The 2968-nt window shown below is 62.1% G+C and carries 6 protein-coding genes; 2 read left to right on the forward strand and 4 right to left on the reverse strand.

Annotated elements, in window-relative coordinates; translation table 11 throughout:
- On the reverse strand, positions 1-181 hold a 181-nt coding region (locus EN984_RS38335; protein ID WP_206517500.1), incomplete at its 3' end, for a hypothetical protein.
- On the opposite strand from EN984_RS38335, the gene EN984_RS28805 reads away from it, so the two are divergent.
- The gene (locus tag EN984_RS28805; protein ID WP_127271822.1) at positions 180-728 is read left to right on the forward strand and encodes an ankyrin repeat domain-containing protein; all 549 of its coding nucleotides are present in this window, start codon (positions 180-182) and stop codon (positions 726-728) included. The two genes, EN984_RS38335 and EN984_RS28805, sit on opposite strands and share 2 nt — an antisense overlap.
- Positions 729-782: 54 nt before the next feature.
- Here the strand turns inward: EN984_RS28805 and EN984_RS28810 are convergent, their stop codons facing one another.
- Both EN984_RS28810 and EN984_RS28815 read right to left on the reverse strand, forming a co-directional pair.
- The gene (locus EN984_RS28810; RefSeq protein WP_127271824.1) at positions 783-1310 is read right to left on the reverse strand and encodes a gamma carbonic anhydrase family protein; all 528 of its coding nucleotides are present in this window, start codon (positions 1308-1310) and stop codon (positions 783-785) included.
- A 19-nt stretch (positions 1311-1329) separates the two neighbouring features.
- Positions 1330-1671: a hypothetical protein gene (locus tag EN984_RS28815; protein ID WP_127271612.1), complete on the reverse strand. Its 342-nt coding sequence runs from the start codon at positions 1669-1671 to the stop codon at positions 1330-1332.
- Between the two features lie 125 nt (positions 1672-1796).
- Here EN984_RS28815 and EN984_RS28820 point away from each other — a divergent pair, with 125 nt between their 5' ends.
- A complete protein-coding gene (locus EN984_RS28820) occupies positions 1797-2522 on the forward strand; it encodes a hypothetical protein (protein WP_127271611.1) in 726 nt (241 codons plus the stop codon).
- A gap of 69 nt (positions 2523-2591) precedes the next feature.
- Here the strand turns inward: EN984_RS28820 and EN984_RS28825 are convergent, their stop codons facing one another.
- Positions 2592-2795: a DUF3126 family protein gene (locus EN984_RS28825; protein WP_013531334.1), complete on the reverse strand. Its 204-nt coding sequence runs from the start codon at positions 2793-2795 to the stop codon at positions 2592-2594.
- Positions 2796-2968: the final 173 nt, after the last annotated feature.

A 2968-nucleotide genomic window follows, 5' to 3' on the forward strand; every position in this document is an offset into this window, starting at 1 on the left:
GGTGAAAGGAGCCGGCCCCGTCCCCGGGCCGGCTCCGCCATTTCTGGCGGAGAATCGAAAACCAATCAGCCTGCGGTAGGCTGAAGATCCCAATCTCATTCAGTCGAATCGTCCCGCCTTCCCACGCCCGGAAGATCGAGGCACTATAGGCCGTCAGTTTCGCCTTCTGGATCACGGCCATGTTGGAAATCCCGGAAGATCGATGCGAGCGCCATCGCCTGTTCAACGTTATCGACGATGCCTTCAAGGCCGGCGACTTCGAGGGCCTCGGCGTGGCGTTGGGCGGCTCTTCCCGCTGGTTCGACGAGCGCATGCCGTTCGAGCTCGGCCTCGGGCATCCGCTGGAATATGCGATCTATTGGAGCCCCGTCGGCTTCATCTCGTCTTTGCTGGATGCCGGCTCGAATCCAAACTATCAGGATCACGGTGGGTTTCCGTCCATCATTGCAGCGCTGTCCACCGACCGCGCCGACCGGCTGGACATCGTGCGGGTTTTGATCGACGGCGGTGCCGACCCCAACATGCGGGGCGTCAACGACTGGACGCCGCTGCACTATTCGGTGGCCATCCGCAGTGTCGATGCGATCGGCCTGCTTTTGGCGGCGGGCGCCGACCCGGTGCTCGAAACCCGCATCGATGACTACAGGACCGCGATCGAGGAAGCCGAGATTGCCGGCTTTGAAGGCGGTGCTTCCTTGCTGCGCGATGCGATGGCCGGGCGCAACTGACGGACAGTGAGTTGGGGCGCGACGAAACCACCGCCAGCAAATGCCAGGCTGATCTCAGACCTTCTTCAACCCCGCCTTGAAGCGTTTGCCATTGGCGACATAGTGCGCCGCCGAGCCGCGCAACCTGGCCACGGCCGCGTCGTCCAGCACCCTGATCGCCTTGGCCGGCGAACCGACGATCAGCGAATTGTCCGGGAATTCCTTGCCTTCGGTGACCAGCGCACCGGCGCCGACCAGGCAATTCCTGCCGATTTTCGCGCCGTTCAGCACGATGGCGCCCATGCCGATCAGGCTGTTGTCGCCGATCGTGCAGCCATGCAGCAAGGCGCGGTGGCCGATCGTGCAGCCTTCCCCGATCGTCAGCGGGAAACCGGGATCGGTGTGCATGACCGTATGTTCCTGCACATTGGTGTCGGCACCGATGACGATGGGCTCATTGTCGCCGCGGATGACGGCGCCGAACCAGAAGCCGGCATTGCGTCCGACCCTGACGTCGCCGATCAGCGTCGCATCGGGTGCGATCCAGTTCGAACCCGCATCGGCGAAGCTGGGCTCTGTTCCATCGATCGCATAAAGCGGCATTTCTGGTCTCCGAATCGTCTCAAGCTGGCAGCTCGGACCCTAGGAGACGGACCGTCCATGAGGCAATGGCAAGCACGACGACGCCCAGCGCCAAGGTCCACGCAATTGCCGTGCAGCCGCAGGACATCAGCGCCAACGTTGAAATGCGGCGCTGACGCCGGGCATCGATGGCATCATTGACCAGCATGAAGGGTCCGGCACAGGCAGTGGCGAGCAGCGAGCGCAAGACATGTGACGGCGACACATAGGGTTCGGTGAAGGCGACCTTGCGGCCCGACACCAGTTCCATAGCCGATCCGGCCAGCCCGCAGGCCGTCAACCCGACGGCAAAAGCAAAGAGTGTGAGTTCCAGCGGTCCCATCTTAACTTTCCATTTACCATGAAATTGCACAGTCGTTCCACGCAGGCTGCAAGAGCCGTGCCGTACGATGTGTGCCGCCCAGGGACACTGGAGGCGGACGGACGGCCCGAGATCCGAGGACTGAGATGAAGCAGGCAGCGCTCGCCAACGAACTCACTGTGGTCGATTCCAGGCTGATGAAGCGGGTGCTCTACGGATTCGCGGCGCTGGCCCTGCTTTCAGCAGCGATCAGCCTTGCAGGCAAATGGTTTGGCCATTCGATCGCCATGGCCGGATACACCGACGACGCAACGATGCACCAAGTGGTGATCGGCAACAATGTCATCACGGTCCCGGCCAACGCCATCCGTTTCGCCCAGGCCCGGCGCGACGGCATCGCCTCGCGGCTCGACCTCTATCTGCGCTATCCCCAGATGGACGGCTACAGCGAGGCCGCGCGGGATGATTTCAACCATACGGGGACAGCCAAAAGCATCGTCTTTCTGGCCTTCGAACAGCAGATGATGTCGCGTGACATGAGTGGCCGCTTCGCGCCGATCTACAGCGCGTTGATCATCCAACCCGGCATTGTCGGGCCTGGCGGCACGATGATTTATGGTTTCAACGAGAAATCAGGCTATCTGAACGAGGTGCTGGTTGTCGGCAATCGCCCCGGCAAGGAGCCGTTTGTGGCCCGTTGCCTGAGCGGACCGAGTGCCGACCAATCGCTGGCGCCTTGCGAGCGCGACATCCAGGTCGGCGACGAGCTCAGCCTCACCTATCGCTTCCCAAGGGAGTTTCTGGGCGATTGGCAGGCGCTCGACGCGGCAATCGCCACTGAAGCCGGGCGCGTCCTGAAAACAGGACGTTAAGAAAGCCTCGGAAGGTCCGGCCGGCCGGCCGCATTCGAGGCGGAGCCGGCCGAGCGCAAAATCGCTGGCTCAGGCCAGATCGATGTCGAGGATCGCCATCGAGAAATTGTAATCGCCGTCGTCCTCGTCCTTGAAGACGATGCCGAGGAATTCGTCGCCGACATAGACCTCGGCCGAATCGTCCTTGCGCGGCCGTGCCTTGACCTCGAGCTTGGGGTTCTGGAAGACGCGCTTGAAATAGGCGTCCAGCTTTCTGATTTCGTCCGGCTTCAACAGTCTTCTCCGATCATCGGGCTTGCTCGTTCGAACGCGCTTCTGGCACGTCGACAATGGCGATGTAAAGGCAAGCGGCCTGATAAGGCGAGACAACCGCCCGCTCCTGCCCGCGGCCGGAATCCGACAGCAGACGACGGCGCCGTGAAAATCAGATGTCGAAACTGACGACC

Origin of the sequence: Mesorhizobium sp. M7A.F.Ca.CA.004.12.1.1 (genome assembly GCF_003997835.1) — a bacterium.
In the GTDB taxonomy this organism is placed as follows: Bacteria; Pseudomonadota; Alphaproteobacteria; order Rhizobiales; family Rhizobiaceae; genus Mesorhizobium.

Coding starts and splice junctions, on each gene's coding strand:
- EN984_RS28805 (WP_127271822.1), top strand. CDS start 180: ATGTTGGAAATCCCGGAAGATCGATGCGAGCGCCATCGCCTGTTCAAC.
- EN984_RS28810 (WP_127271824.1), bottom strand. CDS start 1,310: ATGCCGCTTTATGCGATCGATGGAACAGAGCCCAGCTTCGCCGATGCG.
- EN984_RS28815 (WP_127271612.1), bottom strand. CDS start 1,671: ATGGGACCGCTGGAACTCACACTCTTTGCTTTTGCCGTCGGGTTGACG.
- EN984_RS28820 (WP_127271611.1), top strand. CDS start 1,797: ATGAAGCAGGCAGCGCTCGCCAACGAACTCACTGTGGTCGATTCCAGG.